At 68.6% G+C, this 24,044-nt stretch carries 18 protein-coding genes; 11 read left to right on the top strand and 7 right to left on the bottom strand.

Going from position 1 to position 24,044, the window contains the following annotated elements:
* Window positions 1-46 precede the first annotated feature (46 nt).
* From NGJ44_RS04245 to NGJ44_RS04260, 4 genes are read left to right on the top strand one after another with little or no spacing between them, the layout of a single operon-like run.
* Window positions 47-1,018: an ABC transporter permease gene (locus NGJ44_RS04245; RefSeq protein WP_053244793.1), complete on the top strand. Its 972-nt coding sequence runs from the start codon at window positions 47-49 to the stop codon at window positions 1,016-1,018.
* A gap of 22 nt (window positions 1,019-1,040) precedes the next feature.
* The gene (locus NGJ44_RS04250; protein ID WP_251863191.1) at window positions 1,041-1,967 is read left to right on the top strand and encodes an ABC transporter permease; all 927 of its coding nucleotides are present in this window, start codon (window positions 1,041-1,043) and stop codon (window positions 1,965-1,967) included.
* A gap of 7 nt (window positions 1,968-1,974) precedes the next feature.
* Window positions 1,975-3,720, top strand: coding sequence for an ABC transporter ATP-binding protein (locus NGJ44_RS04255; RefSeq protein ID WP_053244792.1), 1,746 nt, complete (start codon window positions 1,975-1,977; stop codon window positions 3,718-3,720).
* Window positions 3,717-4,925 (top strand): metal-dependent hydrolase family protein, encoded by a 1,209-nt coding sequence (locus NGJ44_RS04260; RefSeq protein ID WP_251863192.1) that lies wholly within the window; start codon window positions 3,717-3,719, stop codon window positions 4,923-4,925. Before NGJ44_RS04255 ends, NGJ44_RS04260 begins: the two co-directional genes overlap by 4 nt.
* Window positions 4,926-4,980: 55 nt before the next feature.
* On the opposite strand, the gene NGJ44_RS04265 is transcribed toward NGJ44_RS04260, so the two are convergent.
* The gene (locus NGJ44_RS04265; protein ID WP_053244790.1) at window positions 4,981-6,459 is read right to left on the bottom strand and encodes a YdgA family protein; all 1,479 of its coding nucleotides are present in this window, start codon (window positions 6,457-6,459) and stop codon (window positions 4,981-4,983) included.
* Window positions 6,460-6,767: 308 nt separating this feature from the next.
* Between NGJ44_RS04265 and NGJ44_RS04270 the strand changes: the two genes are divergently transcribed.
* From NGJ44_RS04270 to NGJ44_RS04285, 4 genes are read left to right on the top strand one after another with little or no spacing between them, the layout of a single operon-like run.
* Complete coding sequence (locus NGJ44_RS04270; protein ID WP_251863193.1) at window positions 6,768-8,222, top strand: DEAD/DEAH box helicase; 1,455 nt, start codon at window positions 6,768-6,770, stop codon at window positions 8,220-8,222.
* A 31-nt stretch (window positions 8,223-8,253) separates the two neighbouring features.
* Entirely contained in the window at window positions 8,254-8,883 is a 630-nt protein-coding gene (locus NGJ44_RS04275; RefSeq protein ID WP_053245787.1) for a LysE family translocator, read from the top strand.
* A gap of 51 nt (window positions 8,884-8,934) precedes the next feature.
* Window positions 8,935-10,542 (top strand): peptide chain release factor 3, encoded by a 1,608-nt coding sequence (locus NGJ44_RS04280; RefSeq protein ID WP_053245788.1) that lies wholly within the window; start codon window positions 8,935-8,937, stop codon window positions 10,540-10,542.
* A gap of 36 nt (window positions 10,543-10,578) precedes the next feature.
* On the top strand, window positions 10,579-11,259 hold the full coding sequence (locus tag NGJ44_RS04285) for a hypothetical protein (protein ID WP_251863194.1): 681 nt from the start codon (window positions 10,579-10,581) through the stop codon (window positions 11,257-11,259).
* A gap of 152 nt (window positions 11,260-11,411) precedes the next feature.
* On the opposite strand, the gene bfr is transcribed toward NGJ44_RS04285, so the two are convergent.
* Window positions 11,412-11,888 (bottom strand): bacterioferritin, encoded by a 477-nt coding sequence (bfr, locus tag NGJ44_RS04290; RefSeq protein ID WP_053245793.1) that lies wholly within the window; start codon window positions 11,886-11,888, stop codon window positions 11,412-11,414.
* A gap of 354 nt (window positions 11,889-12,242) precedes the next feature.
* Complete coding sequence (locus NGJ44_RS04295; RefSeq protein WP_251863195.1) at window positions 12,243-13,157, bottom strand: DMT family transporter; 915 nt, start codon at window positions 13,155-13,157, stop codon at window positions 12,243-12,245.
* 111 nt (window positions 13,158-13,268) lie between these two features.
* On the opposite strand from NGJ44_RS04295, the gene NGJ44_RS04300 reads away from it, so the two are divergent.
* Entirely contained in the window at window positions 13,269-14,192 is a 924-nt protein-coding gene (locus NGJ44_RS04300; protein WP_251863196.1) for a LysR substrate-binding domain-containing protein, read from the top strand.
* Between the two features lie 254 nt (window positions 14,193-14,446).
* Here the strand turns inward: NGJ44_RS04300 and NGJ44_RS04305 are convergent, their stop codons facing one another.
* The 4 genes from NGJ44_RS04305 to rpoN all read right to left on the bottom strand — a co-directional run bounded on the left by NGJ44_RS04305 (window position 14,447) and on the right by rpoN (window position 22,189).
* A complete protein-coding gene (locus tag NGJ44_RS04305; RefSeq protein ID WP_053245789.1) occupies window positions 14,447-14,725 on the bottom strand; it encodes a (2Fe-2S)-binding protein in 279 nt (92 codons plus the stop codon).
* A 279-nt stretch (window positions 14,726-15,004) separates the two neighbouring features.
* Complete coding sequence (locus tag NGJ44_RS04310) at window positions 15,005-19,123, bottom strand: bifunctional nitrate reductase/sulfite reductase flavoprotein subunit alpha (protein ID WP_251863197.1); 4,119 nt, start codon at window positions 19,121-19,123, stop codon at window positions 15,005-15,007.
* Window positions 19,120-20,448: an MFS transporter gene (locus tag NGJ44_RS04315; protein WP_251863198.1), complete on the bottom strand. Its 1,329-nt coding sequence runs from the start codon at window positions 20,446-20,448 to the stop codon at window positions 19,120-19,122. The genes NGJ44_RS04310 and NGJ44_RS04315 overlap by 4 nt, the downstream gene beginning before the upstream one ends.
* Window positions 20,449-20,764: 316 nt before the next feature.
* Complete coding sequence (gene rpoN, locus NGJ44_RS04320) at window positions 20,765-22,189, bottom strand: RNA polymerase factor sigma-54 (protein WP_502802105.1); 1,425 nt, start codon at window positions 22,187-22,189, stop codon at window positions 20,765-20,767.
* A 16-nt stretch (window positions 22,190-22,205) separates the two neighbouring features.
* On the opposite strand from rpoN, the gene NGJ44_RS04325 reads away from it, so the two are divergent.
* Both NGJ44_RS04325 and NGJ44_RS04330 read left to right on the top strand, forming a co-directional pair.
* Window positions 22,206-22,835, top strand: a complete 630-nt coding sequence (locus NGJ44_RS04325) for a hypothetical protein (protein ID WP_251863200.1) — start codon at window positions 22,206-22,208, stop codon at window positions 22,833-22,835.
* A gap of 182 nt (window positions 22,836-23,017) precedes the next feature.
* A complete protein-coding gene (locus NGJ44_RS04330) occupies window positions 23,018-23,995 on the top strand; it encodes a tripartite tricarboxylate transporter substrate binding protein (RefSeq protein ID WP_251863201.1) in 978 nt (325 codons plus the stop codon).
* Window positions 23,996-24,044: the final 49 nt, after the last annotated feature.

Below are 24,044 nucleotides of genomic sequence, written 5' to 3' on the forward strand. Positions count from 1 at the left end.
AGAAAACTTGGGGCGTCCCGGTGTTTTCTTGAGAGGGCACCCGCATATGCTTTCCTTCATTGCCAACCGGCTGTTCCAGGCGCTGCTCGTCATGCTGACCGTGGCGCTCATTGCCTTTTCCATGTTCCGCTACGTGGGCGACCCCGTCGCGAGCATGGTGGGCCAGGACACCACGCCCGAGCAGCGCGAACAATTGCGCGAGCAGCTCGGCTTGAACGACCCGTTCGTGGTGCAGTACGCGCATTTCGTGGCGAACGCCGCGCGCGGCGATTTCGGCATTTCGTACCGCCATCGCCGTCCCGTGAGCGAGCTCATCGAAGAACGCCTGCCCGCCACGCTGGAGCTTTCCATCGTCTCGGCCGTGATGGCGCTGGCGCTGGGCATTCCCATGGGCATCTACACCGCGCTCAGGCGGCGCGGCGTGCTGTCCAAGGCCTTCATGGCGCTGTCGCTGGCCGGGATTTCGCTGCCGACCTTTCTCATCGGCATCCTGCTCATCCTCTTTTTCGGCGTGCAGCTGCGCTGGCTGCCCAGCTTCGGGCGCGGCGACGTGGTCAGCCTGGGCTGGTGGACCACCGGGCTGCTCACCAAGTCGGGGCTGCTCGCGCTCATCATGCCGGCCATCACGCTGGCGCTTTTCCAGATGACGCTCATCATGCGGCTGGTGCGCGCCGAAATGCTGGAAGTGCTGCGGGCGGATTTCATCAAGTTCGCGCGCGCGCGGGGCCTGCCCGAGCGGCTCATCAATTTCCGCCATGCGCTCAAGAACACCATGGTGCCGGTCATCACCATCACGGGGCTGCAGCTCGGCTCCATCATCGCCTTCGCCATCATCACCGAAACCGTATTCCAGTGGCCCGGCATGGGGCTGCTCTTCATCCAGGCGGTGAGCATGGTGGACATTCCCGTAATGGCGGCCTACCTGGTGCTCATCGCGTTCATGTTCGTGGTCATCAACCTGATCGTGGACCTCCTGTACTTCGCCGTCGATCCGCGGCTGCGCGTGCAGAGCAAATAGGCCGGACGGCAAAGGACTCCCCATGAACACCCGCATCGCCCCGTTTTTCGCGCGCGCCGCCGACAGCGACCTGTGGCACAGCTTCAAGCGCACGCCCGGCGCCGTCATCGCCGCCATCGTCACGCTGGCCATCGTCCTGGGCGCGGTGTTCGCGCCCGTGGTCGCGCCGCACAACCCCTTCGACCTGGCCTCCCTGAACATCATGGACGCCAATACGCCGCCCTCGTGGGAAGAAGGCGGCAGCCCGGACTTCCTGCTCGGCACCGACGACCAGGGACGCGACATTCTTTCCGCGGTGCTGTATGGCTCGCGCGTGTCGCTGCTGGTGGGCTTCGCGTCGGTGCTCTTCTCCATGGTGCTGGGAGTGTCGCTGGGCCTCGTCAGCGGCTATGCGGGCGGCCGCCTGGACAGCTTCATCATGCGCGTGGCGGACGTGCAGCTTTCGTTCCCGGCCATTCTCGTGGCCCTGCTGATCGACGGCGTGGCGCGCGGCATCCTGCCGCGCGACATGCATGACGAGCTGGCCCTCTACGTGCTCATTTTCGCCATCGGCATTTCCGGCTGGGTGCAGTACGCGCGCACGGTGCGCGGCTCCACGCTGGTGGAGCGCAACAAGGAATACGTGCAGGCGGCCCGGCTCATCGGCATCGGCCCCTTCACCATCCTGCGCCGCCACATTTTGCCCAACGTCATGGGGCCGGTGCTGGTCATCGCCACCATCCACCTGGCCGTCGCCATCATCACCGAGGCCACGCTGTCCTTCCTCGGCGTGGGCGTGCCGCCCACCGCGCCGTCGCTGGGCACGCTGATCCGCATCGGCAACAGCTATCTGTTCTCGGGTATGTGGTGGATCTCGATCTTTCCCGGCATCGCGCTGGTGGCGCTGGTGCTGTCGGTGAACCTGCTGGGCGACTGGCTGCGCGACGCGCTCAACCCCAAGCTGCGCTGAGGAAGCCATGGCCCTGCTCAACATAGACGACATCCGCATCGAGTTCCCCAGCCGGCGCGGCACGCTGGTGGCGGTGGACGGCGTGTCCCTGGCCCTGGAAAAAGGCGAGATCCTGGGTGTGGTGGGCGAGTCCGGCGCCGGCAAGTCCACCATCGGCAATGCCGTGATCGGGCTGCTGGAGTCTCCCGGCCGGCTGGCGGGCGGCCAGGTAAGGCTGGACGGCGAGCGCATCGACGCGCTGGACGACGCGCAGAAGCGCAAAGTGCGCGGACGCCGCATCGGCATGATCTTCCAGGATCCGCTCACCTCGCTCGATCCGCTGCAGACGGTGGAAAGCCAGCTCGTCGAGACCATGCAGGCGCACCTGCGCCTTTCCCCGGCCGAGGCCCGCAAGCGCGCCGTGCAATTGCTGACGCAGGTCGGCATCGACAACCCGGAGCTGCGCGTCAAGCAGTATCCGCACCAGTTCTCCGGCGGCATGCGCCAGCGGGTCGTGATCGCGCTGGCGCTGTGCTGCGAGCCCGAGGTCATCATCGCCGACGAGCCCACCACGGCGCTGGACGTCTCCATCCAGGCGCAGATCCTCGACCTGCTGCGCCGCCTGTGCCGCGAAGAACAGGTGGGCATGATCATCATCACGCACGACATGGGCGTGATCGCCGACGTGACCGACCGCGTCGCCGTGCTCTACCGCGGCAAGCTGGTGGAGCAGGGCCCCACCGCCAAGATCCTGGGCAACCCCGACCATCCCTACACCCGCAGCCTGATCTCGGCAGTGCCGCGCCCCGACATCAAGCTCAAGCGGTTTCCGCTGGTGACCTACATCGAGGACGCCCGCGAGCCCGCACGCACGCTGGACATCTCCACCCACTGGCTGGGCCGGCGGCGCGACTTCGGCGCCTCCAGCGGCGGGCCGCTGCTGCAGGTGCGCGACCTGAGCATGCGCTTCGTGCTCAAGAGCGCGTTCTTCAAGCGCAACGAGCGCGCGCTGGACGCGGTCAAGCGCGTCAGCTTCGACATCGGCGAGGGCGAGGTGTTCGGCCTGGTGGGCGAATCCGGTTCGGGCAAGTCCACCGTGGCCCGCCTGATCTCCGGCCTGTACACGCCGACCGGCGGCAGCGTGTCGTTCGGCGCAGCCGAGCTCACGGCGCTCAAGGGCGAGAAGCAGCTCAACCCCTTCCGCCGGCAGATCCAGATGATCTTCCAGGATCCGTTCTCGTCGCTGAATCCGCGCATGCGCGTGCTGGACATCGTGGCCGAACCGATCCGTTTCCACCGGCTGTGCGCCACCGACGCCGAGACGCGGCAGGTGGTCGCCGACCTGCTGGACGTCGTGGGCCTGGGCGGGCGCGCCGCCGAACGCTATCCGCACGAATTCTCGGGCGGGCAGCGCCAGCGCATCTGCATTGCGCGCGCGCTGGCCACGCGGCCGCGCTTCCTCATCTGCGACGAGCCCACCTCGGCGCTGGACGTCTCCATCCAGGCGCAGATCCTGAACCTGCTGAAAGACCTGCAGGAGCAACTCGGCCTGACCATGCTTTTCATCAGCCATGACCTGCCCGTGATACGGCAGATGTGCGACAGGGTGGGCGTGATGCGCCATGGCGAGCTGCTGGAGGTCGCCGCCACCGAAGACCTGTTCGAGCGGCCCCAGCACGCCTACAGCCGGCACCTGCTCGGCCTGATGCCGCGGCTGCAGGCCATGTCCCGCGAGGGACTGGAAGTGGAACACACTGAAAGGAGCGGAACATGAAGCGCGAGCAACGGATTCTCTTCGTGGGCGGCAAGGTATTCGACGGACTGGGCCGCACCCTGCCGGGCCATGGGGTGCTGGTGGACGGCGGGCGCATCGCGCGTGTGGCGCCGGCCGCGGAATTCTCCGGCTACGCAGGCCGCAAGGTCGACACGGCCGGCATGACGCTCATGCCCAGCCTGGGCGACTGCCACGTGCACCTGGTCTACACCGGCGCGGCCGACCCGCACGCGCAGATGAACAAGCAGGGCCCGGCGCAGATCACGCTCACCGCGCTGGAGAACGCGCAGGCGGCGCTGCGCGGCGGCATTACCGCGGTGCGCGACTGCGGCGGCAAGGACTACCTGGAATTCGGCGTGCGCGACGCCATCGCGCGCGGCGTCTTTCCCGGCCCCACCATCCGCGCCTCCGGCCGCATCATCTGCATGACGGGCGGCCACGGCAACCGCATCGGCCGTGTGGCCGACGGCTGCGACGACGTGGTGAAGGCCGTGCGCGAACAGGTGCACGCCGGCTGCGATCTGGTGAAGATCATGGCCACGGGCGGGGTCATGACGCCGGGCGTGAACCCCATGGACGCCCATTACAGCTTCGAGGAAATGAAGGCCGGCGTGCACGAAGCCAAGCGCTTTCGCAAGAGCACGGCCAGCCATGCGCAGGGCACCGAGGGTATCCTCAACGCGGTGCGCGCCGGCATCGATTCCATCGAGCACGGCATCTTCATGGACGACGCCTGTCTGCGCGAGATGCTGGAAAGCCAGACCTACCTGGTGCCCACCATCGCGGCGGTGCGCAACATCATCGCCAACGCCGACAACGGCATCCCGGCCTACGCGGTGGAAAAGGCGCGCGCGGTGGAACAGCGCCACCGCGAGTCCTTCCAGATGTACTACCGGGCGGGCGGCCGCATCGCGCTGGGCACCGACGCGGGCACGCCGTTCAACCTGCACGGCGAGAACGCCATGGAGCTGGCGTACATGGTGGAGTTCGGCATGACGCCGGTGGATGCCCTCATCGCGGGAACCTCGCGTGCGCACGACCTGATGGGACTGGACGGACACGGGTCGGTGGCCGAAGGCAACCACGCCGACCTGCTGCTGGTGCAGGGCGACCCCGCCGAAGACATCATGAAAGCGGCCGACAAGCGCTTTCACGTGGCGGTGCTGCGCGGCGGCGAACTGGCCGCCGGCGAGCTGCCGGCCTGAACGGGCCGGCCCGGCGTGGAGCGCCCTGGCATGGGGGCCGCCCCCGCCGCCTTCCTCAGCGGCCGCCGGCCGCGGCGCCGCTCAACGCCATCATGAGGAACTGCTCCACCGGCATTTTCTTGCCGTTGAAGTCCACCTGGCCGTCGGCGTAGCTGAGCGTGGATACGATGTTGTCGTTTTCGAGCTTGGCCACGCCCATGGCGCCGGCCATGGTGCCCAGCATCTCGGCCTGGCCCTTGGCGGTGCTGAGCGCGCGCTCGGCCGGCACGCCCTGCAGCTGGGCCTGCGTGGACAGCAGGTCGGCCATATTGGCCTTGGACAGCACCAGCTTCGCGTCCAGCTTGTGGATGACCTGCATCAGCACGTCCGGCAGCGGATCGTCCAGGTTCGGGGCCGCGCCGAGCTGGGTGTCCACGGCGAAGGTGGACGTGCCGTTGGCGGTGCGCAGTTCCAGCGGCGAAAGCGACAGCGTGGGGTTGCCGGCCAGCAGCTGCGCCAGCGCGGCCTTCATGGCGGCGCTTTCCTCGGGCGTGAAGTCCGGCGCTTCGTGGAGGTCGGCGCCCTGGGCCAGCGCGCGGCGCGAGGCCTGCTCATAGGTGCTGTTGAGCGACTTGAGCGCCTTGGGGTCGAGGTTCCTGGACGCCAGCGCCAGGCGCATGCCGGCCACGTCCTTGTCCTGCACGCGGATCATGCCGAAATCCACCGACACGTCGCCGGCCAGGCCCTTGTCGCTCTCGGCCATGTCGACGCCGATCACCGTGTCCTTGAAACGCATCGGCGGCTGGCCGGCGGACGACAGGGTCCAGTCCTGGAGCGTCAGCTTCTGCTTGCCCAGGAACAGGTCTTGCGCGCCGGGCGTGACGTCGCTGTCCAGCGTGAGGCCCTTCATGTCCATGGTGACCACGCCGCCGTCCTCGGGCGAAGGCGAGGCCATCGACAGGCTGTCGCTCTGCAGCTTGAGCACGGTGTGCTTGGTGGCCATGGTGTGGCTCACCTGGCCCTTCAGGCCGGAGAACGCCACCGAGTTCTGGTCTTTCGAGTACGACGCCGGGGCGATGGCGAAATCGCCCTCCACCTGGCGGCCGTAGCTCACGGTGTAGTTGCCCGCCACGGGCGCGTCGCCCTTGCTGGCGGCGAACCACGCCTTGACGAAGGGAGTTTCCTCGAGCTGGAAGCGGCTGGCCACCAAGACCGGCGCCAGATTGCCCGACTTCAGGCTGGAGAGCGGGAAGGGGCCGTGATCCAGGTGTTCGACGAACTGCAGCGCTTCTTCGCGGGCCGGCTTGCCGTCTCCGGCGGGCAGGGAGAACGTCACCTGGTAGCGTTCCGTGGAGGAAAACACGCCGCGCTCGAACGAAAGCAGCTCGATGACCGGCTGCACGCCCCACCCCTCGCTGGCCTTCTGCAGCTGGACGTTGCCGTCGGCGATAGCCTGTCGGACGAATTCCTCGGCCTTCTTGCCGGTGTACCAGGCCGTGCCGGTCCAGACCGCCCCGAGCACCACGATTACGCCCGCTATTGCCGCCTTTTTCATAACCCACCTATAGAACAGAAATGTTTCAGATCCCGGAGCGCGGGATTATAGGTAGCGATTCTCCGGGAAAACTCTGATTTCGTTGAGAGATACAGCAATCTGCTACATATTTATACGGTCCGTCGGATTTTTCTGAATGACGCCATCCCACATCAGCTACAATCCCGCCGTGTGCTTCGCCAATCTGCACACGTCCGCAGGCCTTTCGCCGCCTAGCCACGCCCGTACGGGCGCTTCCCTTTTCTCCTTGTTCGTATGCCTGGATTGGAGTCACTCAACTTGAGCGACGGGCTGCCGCTGGAGTTGTTTTGACTACGTCTATTTCTTTCGCCGACCTCGGGCTGGCTGATTCCCTGTTGCGCGCCATTGCCGAAACCGGCTACACCGCTCCCACCCCCATCCAGGCCCAGGCCATCCCGCTGGTGCTCAAGGGCGGCGACCTGCTTGCCGCCGCCCAGACCGGCACCGGCAAGACCGCGGGCTTCACCCTGCCCATCCTGCACCTGCTGCAGGCCCGCAAGCCGGCCGCCCGCAAGCCCGGGGCGCCGCGCTGCCTGATCCTCACCCCCACCCGCGAGCTCACCGCCCAGGTGGCCGAATCGGTGCAGACCTACGGCAAGCACACCCGCCTGAGCTCCATGGTGATGTTCGGCGGGGTCAACATCAATCCGCAGATCGCGGCGCTGAAAAAGCCGGTGGACATCCTGGTGGCCACGCCCGGCCGCCTGCTGGATCACTGCGGCCAGAAGACGGTGGACCTGTCGGCCGTGGAAATCCTGGTGCTGGACGAAGCCGACCGCATGCTCGACATGGGCTTCATCCGCGACATCCGCAAGATTCTGGCGCTGCTACCCAAGCAGCGCCAGAACCTGCTGTTTTCCGCCACTTTCTCCGACGAGATCCGTGCCCTGGCGCATGGCGTGCTCAACAACCCGGGCGAAGTCTCGGTGACGCCGCGCAACACCGCCACCGAACTGGTGACGCAGACCGTGCACCTGGTCGAACAACACCACAAGCGCGACCTCATCAGCCACATCATCCGCGAAAGCGGCTGGCACCAGGTGCTGGTGTTCACCCGCACCAAGCACGGCGCCAACCGCCTGGCCGAGAAGCTGGTCAAGGACGGCCTGACCGCCGCCGCCATCCACGGCAACAAGAGCCAGTCGGCGCGCACGCGCGCCCTGTCCGGCTTCAAAGACGGCTCGGTCACCGTGCTCGTGGCCACCGACATCGCCGCGCGCGGCCTGGACATCGACCAGCTGCCCCAGGTGGTGAACTTCGAACTGCCCAACGTGCCCGAAGACTATGTGCACCGCATCGGCCGCACCGGCCGCGCGGGCGCCACGGGCGCCGCGGTGTCGCTGGTCGACAGCAGCGAAATCAAGCTGCTGCGCGACATCGAGCGTCTCATCAAGAAGACCATCGAACGCAAGCCGGTCGAGGGCTGGACGCCGCCCGCCACCAGCGCCGCCGCGTTCGAGCGCCAGGAACGCGACGAAGACAACCGCCAACCGCGCGGCCACCGCAATGGCCGGAGCGGCGAACGCCGCGCCCGTCCGGCTGCGCCCCCGGCGCGCGCCGCGGCCGGCCCCAAGCCGGGCCTGGCCCGGCCGGCCGGCGAAGCCCGCCACGGCGTGCGCGAAGGCGAGCGCCCCGCCTCCGGCGAACGGCCGGCCCGCGCCGAGTCGCCGCGCCAGGCTCCCCGCCGCGCCGAAAGCGGCCAACGCCGGGGAGCCCCGCGCGCGGCATTGCTGAGCAAGTAGATTCCCCGTATCCCGAACGCGGAGTTCCACCATGCCTCTCTCCACCTGGTTGACCTTTTTCGTGGCCTCCTGGGCGATTTCGTTCTCGCCCGGCGCAGGCGCCATCTCGGCCATGTCCTCCGGCCTGAAATACGGTTTCGCGCGAGGCTACTGGAACACGGCGGGCCTCATCATGGGCATCCTGTTCCAGTTCCTGGTGGTGGCGGTGGGGCTGGGGGCCGTGCTGGCCACCTCGGAAATCGCCTTCAACGTGGTGAAGTACCTGGGCGTGGCCTACCTCATCTACCTGGGCGTGCGCCAGATCCGCACCGACGCCGCCCCGGTGGCGGTGGACGCGGGAGATCCCAGGCAGGCGTCCATCCGCGAGCTGGTGGTGCGCGGCTTTCTCATCAACACCATGAACCCCAAGGGCACGGTCTTCCTGCTGGCGGTGGTGCCGCAGTTCGTGGACACCTCATTGCCCCTGGTGCCGCAATACGCGGCCCTGGCGGGCACGCTGGCCTTCACCGACCTGGTGGCCATGGGCGTCTACACCCTGCTGGCCGCGCGCGTGCTGAGGCTGCTGCGCAGCGCCCGGCACATCCGCTGGATGAACCGCACCTTCGGCTCGCTGTTCATCCTGGCCGGCGTCTTCCTGGCCACCTTCCGCCGCCACGCCTGACCGGGCGCCGCCGCGCCGGGGCGCAAACCGGCGTCTGTAAAATCCTCGACCATGAATATTCCTCAAGAAGTAGCGCGGCGCCGGACGTTCGCCATCATTTCCCACCCCGACGCCGGCAAGACCACGCTGACCGAAAAGCTGCTGCTGTTCGCGGGCGCCATCCAGATCGCCGGCAGCGTGAAAGCCCGCAAGGCCTCGCGCCACGCCTCCTCCGACTGGATGGAAATCGAAAAGCAGCGCGGCATTTCCGTGGCCTCCTCGGTCATGCAGATGGAATATCGCGACTGCGTCATCAACCTGCTCGACACCCCGGGCCACCAGGACTTCTCGGAAGACACCTACCGCGTCCTGACGGCGGTGGACGCCGCCCTCATGGTGATCGACGCCGCCAACGGCGTGGAACCCCAGACCATCCGCCTGCTGCAGGTCTGCCGCGCGCGCAACACGCCCATCATCACGTTCATCAACAAGATGGACCGCGAAGTACGCGAGCCGCTCGACCTGCTGTCCGAGATCGAGGGCCACCTCGGCATGGACGCGGTGCCCTTCTCCTGGCCGGTGGGCATGGGCAAGGCCTTCGGCGGCGTGTTCGACATCCGCCGCGACCGCATGCGCGTGTTCCGCCCCGGGCAGGAGCGCCGCAGCGACAACGACGAATTCATCGAAGGGCTGGGCAATCCCGAGATCGGGCGGCGCTTCGGCGCGGCCTTCGACCAGGCCAGCAGCGAGATCGAGCTCATCAACGAAGCCGCCCCCGCCTTCGACCGCGAGCAATTCCTCGCCGGCAGGCAGACGCCGGTCTTCTTCGGCTCGGCCATCAACAACTTCGGCGTGCAGGAAGTCCTGGACGCGCTGGTCGAGCAGGCCCCGCCGCCCGGCCCGCGCACCGCCCTGCAGCGCGTGGTGCAGCCCGAAGAGCCGAAATTCACCGGCGTGGTGTTCAAGGTGCAGGCCAACATGGACCCCGCCCACCGCGACCGCGTGGCCTTCGTGCGCGTCAGCTCCGGCCGCTTCGAGCGCGGCATGCGGCTCAAGGTGGCGCGCACCAACAAGGAAATCCGGCCCAACAACGTGGTGTCGTTCCTGTCGCAGCGGCGCGAACTGCTCGACGAGGCCTATGCCGGCGACGTGATCGGCATTCCCAACCACGGCATCCTGCAACTGGGCGACGTGCTCACCGAAGGCGAGAACCTGCAATTCACGGGCCTGCCCTTCTTCGCGCCCGAACTCTTCCAGGCCGTGGAAGTCAAAGATCCGTTGCGCACCAAGCAACTGCGCACCGGCCTCACCCAGTTGGGCGAGGAAGGGGCCATCCAGGTGTTCCGCCCGGAAGCCGCCGGCGGCTCGCTGCTGCTGGGCGCGGTCGGCCAGCTCCAGTTCGAAGTGGTGGCGCACCGGCTGAAAACCGAGTACGGCGTGGACGCGCGCATGATGCCTTCGCGCTACACAATGGCACGTTGGATTACTTCCGATAACCCCAAGGCCCTGCGCAAGTTCATGGATGCCAATGCCGCCCATATCGCCTATGATGTGGTGGATGCGGCGGCGTTTTTGATCGGTTCCCCCGCGCAGTTGCGCGTAGCCGAGGAACTGTATCCCGAAGTGAAGTTCCACGCCATGCGCGAGCATGGCGGCAAGGTATTCGGAGACAAAGCGTAGACCCGTAGGGGTTCCGCACGGCAGAAGAGGGTAGCAATGTCTTGGCGTTTATTGTTCGCAACGCTCCTGGTCGCGCTCGGCGCGTCGGCCTGGGGCGGGATTCAACTGGGAGACTGGCTGGTGGCGCACGCGCCCGTGGCGGCTCCCGCTCCCGGCCAGGATGCGGCCGCCTCGCAACAACCGGTGCTCGACGCCAACGGCCGGCCCTACGTGGCCCAGCCTCCCCAGCCCCGCGTCGACGGCACGCTGGGCGTGCCCGACCGTCCGGCCGACCGCGAATGGACGATCAACACCGTCTCGCTGTTCGACACCGTGAGCGACCCTTCCGTGCAGATCTCGCGCGAGCGCATCACCATGGACCAGGCCCGCGAAATCGCCTCCAGCTCGCAGGTGCCGCTGCCCTCGGGCCCTTCCGACGTCTCCACGCTGGACCTCCAAGCCCCGGGCACCTCGGCCGCCGTCAACGGCGGCGCCATGCCGCCGCCGCAAACGCAGGCCGGCGGCTATGGCAACCAGGCCGTGCAAGCCGTGCCGCCCCCCAACTCCTCGCCCGCGCCCGGCGCGCCCGGCTGGCAGGACGCCCTGCGCCAGGAACTGGCCCGCTGCGCCAACCAGGGCTTCTTTGAACGCCCGAGCTGCTCCTGGAATGCCCGCAACAAGTACTGTGCCCCCAACCGGGCCTGGGGCACCATGCCGGAGTGTCCGGCGCGGCCGTAAGAAAACCGATCAACGCGTTGCCCAATCGCCCCACGGGGCGCTTTTTCTATATCGCAGACTCGTTGCCAAACGCTTTCTGTTCGCGCCGAGACCTTGGCCAGGCACAAAAAAACCCGCCGTCAGGCGGGTTGCGGCCGGCGCGCGGGGCGCGCTTATTCGGACGTGGACATCTGGCTTTGCAGGTAGTTCTGCAGGCCGACCTTGTCGATGAGGTCGATCTGGGTTTCCAGGTAGTCGATGTGCTCTTCGGTGTCGTCAAGGATGTCCTGGAACAGATCGCGCGAGACGTAATCTCGGACCGATTCACAGTACGCCATGGCTTCCTTCACCGTGGCTTGCGCGGCCTGTTCGAGCTTCAGGTCACAGGCAAGCAGTTCGGGCACGTCTTCGCCGATGAGCAGCTTGTGCAGATCCTGCAGGTTGGGCAGGCCATCCAGCATGAAGATGCGCTGGATGAGGCGGTCGGCGTGCTTCATTTCGCCGATGGATTCCTCGTATTCGTGCTTGCCCAGCTTGTCGAAGCCCCAGTGGTTCAGCATGCGCGCATGCAGAAAGTACTGGTTGATCGCCGTCAACTCGTTGGTCAGTTGTTTGTTGAGATACTGGATGACGGTTTTATCGCCTTTCATGATGAACTCCTTGCAGTCTGGCGCGACGCGAACCGCATCGCGGCAGGAGCGCACGATGCCGCGCGTACGCAACGAACGCAGACTAACATCAGCCGACGGCCGGCGACTAGCCTCGGCCTGCATTTCGTAAATGTCTTTGCAAGCGCAATAAGTAAGCGACAAACGAATGAGAATGAGTATGCGTGCGTGATGGCTTGCATGGGCGGCGCCGGCGCGTCGCGGCCTGCGCGGATGCCGCCTGCCCGAAACGCGGCTGCAAACGCGTTCGGCCGGGCCTCTTTTACGGGCGCCGGCGCGGCGAATTGGCGGAAATTCCGCGCGGATGCGCGCGTTGCATATCCACAACCCCGAAGATCACGGCGCGGCGCGGGTCGCGAGCCAGATGCCCATCGCGATCGGCACAATGCCCAGCATGTCGAGCAGCGACACGGGCTCGCCCAGCACGGCCCACCCGAACAGCAGGCCGAGCGGCGGCATCAGGAAGTGCAATGCGCTTGCTGACGTGGCGCTCACGCGGCCGAGGATCATGAACCACAGGTAGTACCCGCCCATGGATACCGCCACGATCATGTAGGCCATGCTCCAGAACAGGCTGGCGGTGAAGCGCGCGTCGCCCAGGCTTTCGGAGGCCAGCGCGAACGGCAGCAGCGCGGCCGCGCCCGCGAGCGACTGGATGCCGGTGGCGGTCCAAAGGCCGGCGGCGGGCTTCAGCCGTTTGTAGAGCAGGGTTCCCGCCACCAGCGCGACCAGCCCACCCGCGACGAGCAGGGTGCCATGCAGGTCTTCTTGCATGGCACCCAGGCGCGAGCGCAGCACCATGGCCACGCCGGCCAGGCCCAGGCAGAGTCCCGCCAGCTTGCGCCAGCCCAGCCGTTCGCCCAGCACGGGCCCGGCCAGCATGCCGATGAGCAGCGGGTTGGTGCTGATGAGCACGGCCGTGAAGGCCGACGAAACGCGGGTCATGCCCGACCAGCTCAGGCCCAGGTAGAGCGCGTTGTTGAGCACGCCGAGCAGGACGAGGGCGGCGGTTTCGCGCAGGGGCGGCGGCCGCCATTTGCCGTGCGCCGCGGCCAGCGCCAGCATGATGAGGCCGGCAACGAGAAAACGGATGGTCAGCAGCGTCAGCGGCGGACAGTCGCGCACCGCGATCTTCGCGGCGGCGAAGGCCGAGCTCCAGAGCACGCAGAAGGCGGCGATGGGAGCCCAGGCCACGGCGGCGGGGGCAGAAGACGGGACGGCCGGCCTCTGCAGGGTCGAGGCGAGTTTCATGGACGGATCCTTGATGCGGCAATGAATGGGCCCATTCTGCGGGCGCCGCCATCCATTGACAAACTCTTTATTCGGATCAAAAGTATTTGAAATTCCAATGGATAGACCGCCATGCTCGATCTCGACCTTCTGCACAGCTTTGTTTCGGTGGTGGATGCCGGCGGCTTTACGCGGGCCGGCGAGCGGGTGCACCGCAGCCAGTCCACGGTGAGCCAGCAGATCCGCAAGCTGGAAGAAGCGCTGGAATGCACGCTCTTCGTCCGCGAAGGCCGGCAAATCCGCCTGACCGAAGACGGCGAACGGCTGCTGGGCTATGCGCGCCGCATGCTGGCGCTGTCCACGGAAGCAAGCGAAGCCATCGGGGGACGCGAACGCGTGGAGGTGATCCGCCTGGGCATACCCGATGATTTCGCGCCCGAAACCCTGACCGCCATTGTTTCCGGCTACGCCCGCAGCCACCCCGGCGTGCGCTTGTCGGTGCGCTGCGACCTCAGCACCGCGCTCGCGCGCAGCCTGGAGCGCGGCGACCTGGACGTGGCGCTGCTCAAGCGCGAACCGGGCGCGGCGGTCGGCGGGCAGGCGCTGGCGTCATGGCCGGAGCGCCTGCACTGGATCGGCGCCAAAACGGGCCGCCCCGGGCCGGCCGACCCCGTGCCGCTGGTGGCGTTTCCGCAGGGCTGCGTGTACCGCAACCGCGCCATCCATGCCCTGGAACGGGCGGGGCGCCGGTGGCGCATCGCCTACGAAAGCCCCAACCTCATCGGCCTGCAGGCGGCGCTGGCGGGCGGGCTGGGCGTGGCCCTGCTGGAGCGCCGCTGCCTGCTGCCGGCGCACGAGGTGCTGGACGGCCTGCTGCCGCCGGTGCCGCCCACGGAACTCGCCCTGTGCCTGGCCCCGGGCGGGCGTGAACCGGCACGCCAGCTTGCCGCCTGCATCGGCGAGTTCTGCGACACCGAAATGAAGACGCGCGCCGATGGCCCGTTGGCAGGCGGCGCGGCAGAACATGTGGGAAAAGAAGCGCTGGAGGCCGGCTGACCCGGACCGGGAGACGGCCCGACCGATCGGCGGAACGCCGCAGGCGATGCGCCGCGCGTCACGGCCTGGCGTGAACGGGCCGGCAAGAAGAACGTCCGGCGGGACGGGACGACGCCAAACAGGAAGAGCGGCTCGGAGAATAAGAAGAACGCAAGAAGAACGGCGCGGAGAAACCGCGAAACCGAACGGCCTGCGGTGCGAAGCGGCGAGCTTCGGACAGCGGGCTCTCGAGAGCCGTACGCCGGATTTCAGCCTTAGGCGACGGCCACCAGCGGCACAGGAAAAGTGTTGGCCGCGGGTACGTCCGGATCCGCGACAGCGGCCGGCGTGTTGACCGGAACGGCAATGGAGCGCACGTCGCACACGCTGGAGCAGCGGCCGCCCGGCAGATATTCGGCGGCCGTGGCCGCGCAGCAGCCGCAGCACGTGGCTACGCCCAGCTCGAATTGCAGGTCGGAAAGCGTCGACGCGCCCGCGTCCACGCTGGCGCGGACTTGGCGTTCGGTGACGGCATTACATACGCAAATGTACATGAGAACAATTATCGAAAATAATTCTGGCGCTGACAAGACCCGCGCAACGCCGCAAATGCCGGAACAAGGTAACCGGACGCGACAATAAAAACGGGACGGGTTTCATTGTTCCAGGCATGCACCAGTGCCGCCGGAAGCCAGCGAAAATCCGTGAAATCGCCGCTCCCGGCGCAGCCGAAAAACGCCAGGCGTCTCCCGCAAGTTACGCAGGCTGCGCCAACCGCGGTATCGGCCTTACGGAGCAGGCGGCGAAGGCCCCGCCCCCGACACGCGCCATGCTCAATAGACGTCGCGGACGTAGCGCCGGTCTTTCACCAGCCGGGCCACGTACTCGTCCGCCTGCCCGGCGGACATCCCGCCGTGCTCCGCCACGATGGCGCGCAAGGCGGCATCGACGTCCCGGGCCATGCGGCCGGCGTCGCCGCAGACATAGAAATGCGCGCCTTCCTCCAGCCATGCCCAGAGCCGCGCGCCGCGTTGGCGCATGCGGTGCTGCACATAGACCTTGTCCGGCTGGTCGCGCGAGAACGCCAGGTCCAGCTCGCTAAGCAGGCCGTCGGCGCGCATGGCCAACAGCTCTTCCTGGTAGTAGAAGTCGGTATGCCGGTGCCGCTCGCCGAAGAACAGCCAGTTCCGGCCTTGCGCGCCCCGCGCCCGCCGTTCGTGCAAAAACCCCCGGAACGGCGCGACGCCCGTACCCGGGCCGACCATGATGATCGGGGTATCGCCGCCGGCGGGCAGGCGGAAATGGGCGGAACGCTGCACGAACACCGGCACGGGCGCCTCGTCCGCCCGGTCGGCGAGAAAGGTCGAGGCCACGCCTTTGCGCTCGCGCCGACCGTTGTGATAGCGCAACGCCGAGACGGTCAGATGGACTTCGCCGGCGTGCGCGGCCGGGCTGGAAGCGATCGAATATAGGCGCGGCTGCATGCGCTTGAGCATGGCCGCCAGCTCCTGGGCCGACAGCGGCACCGGGCATTCGTGCAGCACGTCGGCCAGTTGGCGTCCCCACAGCCAGCGCTTCAGGTCGGCCTTGCGGTCCTCGGCCAGGAGCGCCGCAAGCGTCCCGCCGCGGTCGCGCGACGCGATGAAGGCGAGGGTGTCGGCATGCGGCCGCGCGATGTCCAGGTGCCGCGCCAGGGCATCGGCCAGGCGCAGTTCGCCCAGTCCGCCCAGCGTCACCGGCGCGTCGGCATCGAGCCCGGTGAGCCGCAGCACCTCGCCGACCAGCTCGGGGCAATTGCTGGGCCAGACGCCCAGCGCGTCGCCGCACTCGTACTCAAGGCCCGCGGCCTGGGCGGACAGCGACACGAAACGCGTGTCCTTACCGGCGCCCGGCGGATTCAGGCGCCGGTTCTGCAGCAGCCGCGCGGGCGCGGGCCGGGCGCGCGTGGCGATGGCGCCGGCCGGCGCGGTGCCATCGGCCGGCACGGCGTACCGGGCGGCGTCGGCCTGCTTGATGAGCGCGGTCATGCGTTCCAGCCAGCGGTCCGCGTCGGGCTGGTACTCGACGTCGCAGTCGACGCGCTCGGCCAGGCGCACAGCGCCCAGTTCGGCCAGCCGGGCATCCAGCCTGCGCCCGTGGCCGCAGAACTGGTCGTAGCTGCGGTCGCCGAACGCCAGCACGGCGTAGCGCATGCCTTCCAGCCGGGCGGCTTCGTCCGCATTCAGCGCCGCCCAGAAGTCGCGGCCGTTGTCGGGCGGGTCGCCGTCGCCGAACGTGCTCGTCATGAACAGCGCGTATTGGGCCTGCGGCAGGTCGGCGGGCCGGCAGTCGGCCATGCCGGCGACCCGGATTTCGAAGCCGGACTGCATCAGTTGCGTGGCGTAGGCCTCCACCAGCGATTCGACATTGCCGGTCTGCGACGCCCACAGCAGCAGCACTTTGGGACGGGCCCGCAGCACGCGCGGTTCCGCCGCCGCGGGCCTGGGGGCCGCGCCCTCGCCCGCTTCGCGTGGGGCGCCGGCGCGGCTGTACAGGCCGGCGAGCAAGCCGTTCAGCCAGAGCCGCGCGGCGCCGGAAAACGGTGCGTCGCCGGGCAGGGCGGGCACGTGACCGCCCGGGTCGGGGGGATTCATGCGCAGGCCGCCAAAGAAACCGGACAGGTAGGCGCGCTCCGCGTCGGTTAACTGCGGTTCGGCAACCGCGCCGAACCGGCTGGCAAGAATGTCGAGTGGGGGCATGGCGGTTTGCTCGGCCGGCTTGCCGGCTGCGGAGGGTTCGGGCAGGCTGCCGCGGATTTGCGGCGCGCCGGCGACGCGGCGCAGCGCGACGGCGCAGAATTTGAGTTCGGGCTGCAGCGATACGGCGTCGACCGCATCGCTGGTGACGGCGTTGATGCAGAGCTCGTCGCCGAAGGCGTCGTTCCAGTGCATGGGCGCGAAGCAGCAGCCCGGCCGGACGCGGTCGGTAATGCTGGCCGGCAATACGGCGCGGCCACGGCGCGAGCGGATCTCGACGCCGTCGCCCGCCGCGATGCCCAGCGCGGCCGCATCCTCGGGATGGATCTCGACGAAAGGCGCGGGATTCAGCTTGTTCAGGGTCGGCACCTTGCCGGTCTTGGTCATGGTGTGCCACTGATGCTGCAGCCGTCCCGTGTTGAGCGCCATGGGATATTCCGACGTCGGCAGCTCGGCGGGCTCCGCATGCGGACGGGCGTGGAACACGGCCCGTCCGCTGGGCGTGGGGAATACCGGGCCCGTCCTGGCAGAGGTGGCCCCGGGCCGGCTGGCGGCGTCGCCGACGTAGCGGACCGGGCTGCGCGCGCCCGGCTGGGCGCCGGGCGGACAGGGCCACTGCATGGGCGCCTGTTCCAGCGCGCGATAGCTGGCGCCGCGCAGGTCATAGCCGGTCTGCGGATTCCAGAACCGCCTGATCTCCTCGAACACATCCTGCGCGCCGGCATAATCGAACGCGTCGCCGAAGCCCATTTCGCGCGCCACTTCCGCAATGATGCGCCAGTCGGGCATGGCTTCGCCGGGCGGTTCGACGGCCTGCCTTATGAGCGTGAGGTTGCGCTCGGAGTTGATCATTACGCCCTGTGCCTCGGCCCACAGCGCGCCCGGCAGCAGGATGTCGGCATGGCGGGCGGTTTCGGTGTCGAGAAAGGCGTCCTGCACGATCACCAGCTCGGCCGCGGCCAGCCCGGCCGCCGCCCGCGCGCGGTTGGGCAGCGTCGCCACGGGGTTGGTGCAGATGATCCAGCAGGCCTTGATTTCGCCGTCCGCCATGCGCGAGAACATGTCGATGGCGCCTTGCCCGCCCGAGGTCCGCAGGGCGCCTTCGGGCAGGCGCCAGACCGCCTCCACGAAGCGGCGGTCGGCCTCCGACAGCGCGCTGCGCTGGCCGGGCAGCCCGGGCCCCATGTAGCCCATCTCGCGCCCGCCCATGGCATTGGGCTGCCCCGTCAGCGAGAACGGCCCGCTGCCGGGCCGGCAGATGCTGCCCGTGGCCAAGTGCAGGTTGCACAGGGCATTGGTGTTCCACGTGCCGTGCGTGCTCTGGTTCAACCCCATGGTCCAGCAGCTCATCCAGTTCGGCGTCTCGCCGATCCAGCGCGCCGCCAGGCGGATGTCCGACTCGGACAGCCCCGTGATCTGCGCCACGCGCGGCGGCGCATAGTCCGCCAGGAAGGCGGGCATCTGCTCCCAGCCTTCGGTGTGGGCCGCGATGAACGCCTCGTCCAGCTTGCCGTTCTCGCCCAGCAGGTAGAGCAGGCCGTTGAGCAGCGCGAGATCCGTGCCGGGACGGATCTGCAGGAAAAGATGCGCTTTTTCCGCCGTGGCGGTGCGGCGCGGATCCACCACGATGAGCCGGGCGCCGGCCTTGATCCGGTCCAGCATGCGCAGGAACAGGATCGGATGGCAGTCCGCCATGTTCGCGCCCGACACGAAGAACAGGTCGGCCCGGTCGAAATCCTCGTACGAGCCGGGCGGACCGTCCGCCCCCAGGGACAGCTTGTAGCCGCTGCCGGCGCTGGCCATGCACAGCCGCGAGTTGGATTCGATGTGGGGCGTGCGGATGTAGCCTTTCGCGAGCTTGTTGGCGAGATACTGGGCCTCCAGCGACATCTGGCCGGACACGTAGAACGACACCGCCTCGGGCCCGTGCTCGTCCATCACGGCGCGCAGGCCGCGCGCGGTCCGCGCGATGGCCTCGGCCATGGGCAGGGGCACGGGATCGCGCCCGCGCGCCTGGCGCGCGCAGGCGCGGTCCAGCCGGCCCGGACCGCGCAGCGGCACGTGCGCGGACAGCCCCTTGGTGCACAGGCGGCCCGCGTTCACGGGGTGCTCCGCGTCGCCGGACACCTTGACGACCTTGCCATCCTCGACGTGCAGCACCATGCCGCAGCCCACGCCGCAGTATGGGCAGGCGGTCCTGACCTTGCCGTCCGTCATGGGCGCCCGCCCGCGGCCAGCGCGCGCTCGCGCAGCAGGGCCTCGCCGGCCTGGTGCTCGGCGCTGAAGCGCACGGCGATGGCGCACAGCGCCGATGCGGTCACGAACAGGCCCAGCAGGGTCACCGTCTGCTGCACGTCGCCCATGCCCTTCATGAGAAAGCCGGCCGCCACCGCGCCCACGTTGCCGCCCGCGCCGACGATGCCGGCCACGCCTCCCAGCGCCTTGCGGTCGACGAAGGGCACCAGCGCATAGGTCGCGCCGCAGGCCATGTGGGTGAACAGGCCGAAGACGACCATCGCCACGATGGCGACGGCAGCCGTGCCGGCGTGCGCGAACCACAGCAGGCCCAGTCCCTCGCCCAGGATCAGGACGAACAGCAGCGTGGACCGCACGCCGAGCCCCCGGCGGCTTGCCGCGCGATCCGACAGCCAGCCTCCCAGCGCGCGGGCAAAGAGCGCCAGCAGCCCGAAGACGCCGGCCGCCATGCCGGCTTCCCGCAGCGAGAGCTTGAAATGGTCGACGTAGTACAGCGCCGCGATGTTGTGAATGAACAGCTCCACGCCGAAGCACGCGCCGTAGGTGACGAACAGCATCCACACGCGGTAGTTGGAGCAGGCGGCGGCAAAGCTCGACCAGCCGCCCTTCTTGCCGCCCTCCACCTCGACGCCCCGCCGGCGCAGGTCCAGGAAATCGCCCTGGGGGCAGTCCTGGGTGTAGCGCCAGTACAGGACGGCCATGGCCAGCATCGCAATGGCCGGCACGACCAGCGCGGCGCGCCATGCGGACGATTCGCCCAGGCCCAGCGCCATGGCGGCCGCGAACAGCAGCGGCACCAGGGCCTGCGCCGCGCCGGCGCCCGCGTTGCCCCAGCCCGCGCTGGCAGCGTTGGCGGTGCCCACTACGTTGGGCGCGAACATGACCGAGGTGTGGTATTGCGTGATGACGAAGCTCGCTCCCACCGCGCCGATGCCCAGCCGGCACAGCAGCAGCGTGAGGTAGTCGTGCGAGAACGCCAGCGCCAGCACCGGAATCGCGCCCAGCGCCATCAGCCCCGCGTAGACGCGGCGCGGGCCGTAGCGGTCGCACAGGGGCCCGACGATCAGGCGTATGACGATGGTGGCCGCGACCGATGCGATGTTGATGTCGGCGACCTGCCCCGCGCTGAGCCCGAACTCGCGCGCGATGACCGGCATCAGCGGCGCGCAGGCGAACCAGGCGAAGAAACAGACGAAGAAGGCCATCCAGGTCAGGTGGAAGGCGCGCATCGGCGCGGAGCGCAGGCTGAAGAGATCGATGCGTATCGCTTTGGCGTTGTCGGACATTTTCTTTGCACCAAACAAAAATGGCGTCCCGCGACTCCCGCCGGATGACGGGATGCGTAGGACGCCATTGCCCAGGGAGCCCGTTGCCGGGCCGCTCAGAAATCGGTTGCTGCCGGCGGATCGCCATTGAGCCGCCGCTTCCTCCTCATGCAAAAGCCGTGCCAGCCCGCGGCGGCGCATGGGCGGGGGCGTTTTCTCCGGAGGATGGGCGCGCGGGCGGCCCGGCGGACCCGGCGCGCCCTGGTGCAGAGAGCACGGATATGGTGCGGCGCCGCACTGCCGCGGTGCCGCGATCCGGGCGGCTGCCCGGCGCGGTTCAGCGGACCAAAGCCTGGGCCTTGCGCACGGCGGCGGGCGCGATCCTCAGCGCCTCGCGGTACTTCGCCACGGTGCGGCGCGCGATGACGATGCCCTGGTCGGCCAGCTTCTGGGTGATCTGGCTGTCGGACAGCGGCTTGGCCCGGTTCTCCTCGGCCACCATCTGGCGGATGAAGGTCTGCACGGCGGTGGCGGAAGTGGCGTCGCCGCCGTCGGTGGCCACGCCCGTGCCGAAGAAGCGCTTGAGCTCCAGGGTGCCGAACGGAGTGAGCATGTACTTCTGTGTCGTGGCCCGCGAAATCGTGGATTCGTGCAGGCCGAGCTCGCCGGCAATGTCCTTGAGGATGAGCGGCCGCATGGCGGCGGGCCCCTGGCTGAAGAACGCGGCCTGGCGGTCGACGATGGCCTGCGCCACGCGCAGGATGGTGTCGAAGCGCTGCTCCACGTTGCGGATCATCCATTTGGCCTGCTGCAGCTGGGCCTGCAGCCCGGCGTGCGCGGAAGCCTTCTGGTTGCCCAGCAGCTGTGCGTACAGGCCGTTGATCTGCAGCCGCGGCACGGCCGCGCTGTTCAGCGTGGCCTGCCAGCCGCTGCGGGTCTTGCGCACGATGACGTCGGGCACGGCGTAATCGGCCGCGGGCACCGTCCAGGCGCGCCCGGGCCGCGGCTCCAGCCGCAGGATCAGCGCGTGGGCGGCGCGCGCGGTGGCTTCGTCGCAGCCGGCGGCCGCGCCCAGCCTGGACAGGTTGCCGGTGGCGAGCAGCGCCAGGTGGCCGGCGCAGATGCGGCGCGCGCAGGCCAGCACGGCGGGGTCGGCCGCTTCGGGCAGGCGCTCGGGATCGGGCTGGCGCAACTGCAGCAGCAGGCACTCGGCCATGTCGCGCGCGCCGATGCCGGGCGGGTCGAACGACTGCAGCAGCGACAGCGCGGCGCGCAGTTCGTCGAGATCGGTCCCCAGTTCGGCCGGCAGCCAGCCGAGGATTTCTTCCAGCGGCGAGCCGAGATAGCCGTTTTCGTCCAGCTCGTCGATGAGCAGGGCCGCCAGGGCCGCGTCCCGCTCGGAAGCCCGGGTCAGGCCCAGTTGCTCGAGCAGGTGCTCGCGCAGCGTGTCGGGCCGGGCCGTTTCGGGCGGGCCGGCGTCTTCGTCGGGGTAGACGCCGCCGGAACCCGGCATTTCATCCACCGGCGTTTCGCGCTCGGCGGCCGGCTCGTCGTCGGAGACGGAGGATTCGCGTTCCGAGGCGGCCTCGGCCTCGCGCCCGGGGTCTTCCTCCCGCTCCAGCAGGGGATTCTCGGCCAGCGCCTGGGAGATCTCGGCCTCCAGCTCGAGCGAGGACAACTGCAGCAACCGGATGGATTGCTGCAGCTGCGGGGTCAGCGTCAGGTGCTGGCCGGGTCGAAGTTCTAAAATCGGGCGGGTCATAGGTACAATATTTTGCATGATGAATCTGACTTCGCCCGCAAGCGTGCGCCAGGATTGCCGCCTGATCGGCCAGACACTCCTGAAACTGGCGCTTCCCCGTCTGATCGTGCGTGCGATCGTCATCGTCGCCGCCCTCATCGTCTGGTATCTGGCGGCCCGGGCCATCCTGGATTTCGGCCGCGGCATGAAATACGAATTCCTCCATACGCTGGGCGAGCCCACCATGGAAATGGTGCAGAAGATCAACCCCTATCTCTGGTGGGTGGCCACGGGCATCTGGACCCTCATCGTGTTCTTCTCCGTGCGCGCCTGGCTGGCCGCCAGCCTGGCCAACGGCCGCGCCACCCCGGTGCCGACCGACGTGCTGGCCGGCCTCGCGCCGCAGTTGGGCGAGGAATCGCTGGGCGTGCTGCGCTGGTCGTGGGGCGAGCGCGACGAACCGTTCACCGTGGGCGACCTGCGCCGCGCGCTCACCGAGCTGCGTCACGGCCGCGTCGGCAAGATCGCCATGGTGGCGGAACAGTCGCAGATTCTCGACGGCGCGTCCGATGCGCGCGGCCCGCGCGACGGCGGCCCCGCCGCCGCGCCGCGCCGCGAACCGCGCGCCGGCCGCTACATCGAGCCGCGCATCGGCCCGGCGGACTGACCTCCCGCCCCGCCCGCGTACGGCCGCCGTCCTGGCGGCCGTTTTCGTTTCAGTCACGCGCCAGCGTGGCGGCTCTATACTGGCGGGCCAGGCTCGCGCAACCGCGGGCGGCGCAGGATTCCAATAACCCCCACCGGCCCGAGACAGGCCGGCTGCGCGCCCGGCTCCTGGAGTCTCTTCATATGTTCCGCACCCCCATCCGGTATGCCGCCGGGCTGCTGCTGGCCTGCTCGGCCGCGCTTTCCTCCGCCCCGGCCAGCGCCGCCTGGCCCGACAAACCCATTACCTTCGTCGCGCCCTTCAGCGCGGGCGGCGCCAACGACCTGGTCGCGCGCATCATCGCCAAGGCGGTGGGCGGCGTCCTGAACCAGTCCGTCATCGTCGAGAACCGCCCCGGCGCGGGCGGCGTGGTGGGCGCCGCCCATGTGGCGCACAGCGCCCCCGACGGCTACACCTATCTGGTGGGCAGCAACGGCACCGTGACCAACAGCCTCATCCGCTCGGACCAGCCCTACAAAGACGAGGCGCTGACGCCCGTGGCGCTGCTGTCCATCACGCCCTCGGTGATCGTCGCCAACCCCGCCAACCCCGCCAAGGACCTGAAGGATTTCGTCGCCCGCGCCCAGAAGGCCAAAACCGACCGCATCACCTTCTCGACCGCCGGCAACGGCAGCACGCCGCACTTCGTGGCCGTGATGATGAAAGACGCCACCGGCCTGCCCGTGGAGCCCATCGCCTACAAAAGCGGCTCCGAAGGCGTGACCGCCGTGATCGGCAACCAGGTGGACGCCACCTCCGAAGCCAGCATCGTGACGCTGCCCCTCATCCAGAGCGGCAAGCTGAAAGCCCTGGCCACCACCTGGGACAAGCGCATGGCCAGCGCGCCCGACATCCCCACGACAGCCGAGGAAGGCTATCCGGGCATCCGCATCGGCCATTGGGCCGGCCTGTACGCCCCGTCCGGCACGCCGGCCGACGTCCTCGACAAAATGAACGAGGCGGTGCAGAAGGCCCTGCAAAGCCAGGAAGTGCTGGACGCGCTGAAGAAGAGCAGCATCGAGCCGGGCGGCGGCTCGCGCGCGAGTTTCCAGGCGTTCGCCGCAAATGAGCGCAAGCGCCTGGGAGAAGTCGTCAAGAAGGGCAATATGCACATGCAGTGAGCGCCGCGCCGCGCGGCGGGAGAGGGCCGTCGGGCCGGCCCTCTCCCGC

Origin of the sequence: Achromobacter sp. Marseille-Q4962 (genome assembly GCF_943737005.1) — a bacterium.
Taxonomy (GTDB): domain Bacteria; phylum Pseudomonadota; class Gammaproteobacteria; order Burkholderiales; family Burkholderiaceae_B; genus Achromobacter.

Coding starts and splice junctions, on each gene's coding strand:
- NGJ44_RS04245 (WP_053244793.1), top strand. CDS start 47: ATGCTTTCCTTCATTGCCAACCGGCTGTTCCAGGCGCTGCTCGTCATG.
- NGJ44_RS04250 (WP_251863191.1), top strand. CDS start 1,041: ATGAACACCCGCATCGCCCCGTTTTTCGCGCGCGCCGCCGACAGCGAC.
- NGJ44_RS04255 (WP_053244792.1), top strand. CDS start 1,975: ATGGCCCTGCTCAACATAGACGACATCCGCATCGAGTTCCCCAGCCGG.
- NGJ44_RS04260 (WP_251863192.1), top strand. CDS start 3,717: ATGAAGCGCGAGCAACGGATTCTCTTCGTGGGCGGCAAGGTATTCGAC.
- NGJ44_RS04265 (WP_053244790.1), bottom strand. CDS start 6,459: ATGAAAAAGGCGGCAATAGCGGGCGTAATCGTGGTGCTCGGGGCGGTC.
- NGJ44_RS04275 (WP_053245787.1), top strand. CDS start 8,254: ATGCCTCTCTCCACCTGGTTGACCTTTTTCGTGGCCTCCTGGGCGATT.
- NGJ44_RS04280 (WP_053245788.1), top strand. CDS start 8,935: ATGAATATTCCTCAAGAAGTAGCGCGGCGCCGGACGTTCGCCATCATT.
- NGJ44_RS04285 (WP_251863194.1), top strand. CDS start 10,579: ATGTCTTGGCGTTTATTGTTCGCAACGCTCCTGGTCGCGCTCGGCGCG.
- bfr (WP_053245793.1), bottom strand. CDS start 11,888: ATGAAAGGCGATAAAACCGTCATCCAGTATCTCAACAAACAACTGACC.
- NGJ44_RS04295 (WP_251863195.1), bottom strand. CDS start 13,157: ATGAAACTCGCCTCGACCCTGCAGAGGCCGGCCGTCCCGTCTTCTGCC.
- NGJ44_RS04300 (WP_251863196.1), top strand. CDS start 13,269: ATGCTCGATCTCGACCTTCTGCACAGCTTTGTTTCGGTGGTGGATGCC.
- NGJ44_RS04305 (WP_053245789.1), bottom strand. CDS start 14,725: ATGTACATTTGCGTATGTAATGCCGTCACCGAACGCCAAGTCCGCGCC.
- NGJ44_RS04310 (WP_251863197.1), bottom strand. CDS start 19,123: ATGACGGACGGCAAGGTCAGGACCGCCTGCCCATACTGCGGCGTGGGC.
- NGJ44_RS04315 (WP_251863198.1), bottom strand. CDS start 20,448: ATGTCCGACAACGCCAAAGCGATACGCATCGATCTCTTCAGCCTGCGC.
- rpoN (WP_502802105.1), bottom strand. CDS start 22,189: ATGACCCGCCCGATTTTAGAACTTCGACCCGGCCAGCACCTGACGCTG.
- NGJ44_RS04325 (WP_251863200.1), top strand. CDS start 22,206: ATGATGAATCTGACTTCGCCCGCAAGCGTGCGCCAGGATTGCCGCCTG.
- NGJ44_RS04330 (WP_251863201.1), top strand. CDS start 23,018: ATGTTCCGCACCCCCATCCGGTATGCCGCCGGGCTGCTGCTGGCCTGC.